1 protein-coding gene is annotated in these 1409 nt (G+C 60.1%); it reads left to right on the plus strand.

All coding sequences use genetic code 11. The features are described 5' to 3' along the window. The first annotated feature begins 94 nt into the window (after nt 1–94). On the plus strand, nt 95–1129 hold the full coding sequence (locus tag AWB67_RS37795) for an IS110 family RNA-guided transposase (protein ID WP_087660852.1): 1035 nt from the start codon (nt 95–97) through the stop codon (nt 1127–1129). Nucleotides 1130–1409: the final 280 nt, after the last annotated feature.

A 1409-nucleotide genomic window follows, 5' to 3' on the forward strand; every position in this document is an offset into this window, starting at 1 on the left:
AGATTTAATGGAATGGACGCCCCCACCCGAAGCGGCATCAATGTGCCAAAGTGGAAGTGTCGCAGCAACCACCTGACCGAGGGGAGCGCCCATCATGAAGATTACGACGGTTGGCATCGATCTGGCGAAGAATATTTTTGCCGTCCATGGGGTAGATGAGCACGGCCGAACCGTACTGAAGAAAGTGCTCAAGCGAAATCACGTCGCGGAGTTCTTCGCCAACCTCCCCGCCTGCGTAATTGGGATGGAGGCATGCGCCAGCGCGCACTACTGGGCGCGCAAGCTGCAGGCCATGGGCCACGCGGTACGACTGATCGCGCCGCAGTTTGTCAAACCGTACGTCAAGACGAACAAAAATGATGCGGCGGATGCCGAAGCGATCTGCGAGGCAGTCGCGCGGCCGAACATGCGTTTCGTGCCAATCAAGACCATCGAGCAGCAATCGGTGTTGTCGCTGCACCGGGTACGTCAGGGTTTTGTGCGGGCGCGCACCGCGCAGGCCAACCAGATTCGCGGACTGCTCGCCGAATTCGGGATCGTTGTTCCCCAGGGCATCGGGCATCTCGAGCGCCAGGTACCCGAACTGATCGAAGATGCGGATAACGAACTAATTGGCTCGTTTCGACTGCTCGTCCAACGCCTCATGGACCATCTGAAGGAGCTTGACCGGCAGGTCCAGGAGCTTGAGGCGCAGATTCAGGCGTGGCACCGCAGTAACGAAACGAGTCGACGGCTCGCGCGTGTCCCCGGCATCGGGCCACTTACCGCGAGCGCGCTCGTCGCATCTGTCGGCGACGCAAAGAGCTTCCGGAACGCCCGGCAACTTGCAGCGTGGCTCGGCCTGGTGCCTCGACAGAACTCTAGCGGCGGCAAGAACGTGCTGCTGGGCATCAGCAAGCGAGGTGACGTGTATTTGCGAACATTGCTGATCCACGGCGCGCGCTCCCTGCTGAAGGTTGCCAAACGCAAGGAATGCAAGAGCGGCTGGCTGAATGGCCTGCTGCAGCGGCGAAACGCGAATGTCGCCGCCGTCGCGCTCGCGAACAAGAACGCGCGGATCGTCTGGGCGCTACTGGCCCACGGTCGTGAGTTTGACCCTGGTTACCACGCGCCCGCAGCGACCGCGTAACCGTTAGCCGCATGCTTACCGCGTAACTACCAGCAGGAGACTACAGCCGATTGCTCAGGCGATCACGACGTGATGGCAGAACAGGTAAGACCGTGATCGGGAAAGTCTGATTACCCCAATGTGCGCGATAGCACGCAGATTTGATGAGACTCCGATCAGCAAATTCCATCAGGGACTGCCGGTTTCGCACCGGACATCGAAGTCCGGATGCATGGCCGCAATCATTACCTGCCCTCCGTTACAAATGAGAGCTTGGCAAGCCGGGGGCGTCCATGCATGG

The sequence above is a fragment of the Caballeronia terrestris genome (genome assembly GCF_001544515.1).
In the GTDB taxonomy this organism is placed as follows: domain Bacteria; phylum Pseudomonadota; class Gammaproteobacteria; order Burkholderiales; family Burkholderiaceae; genus Caballeronia; species Caballeronia terrestris.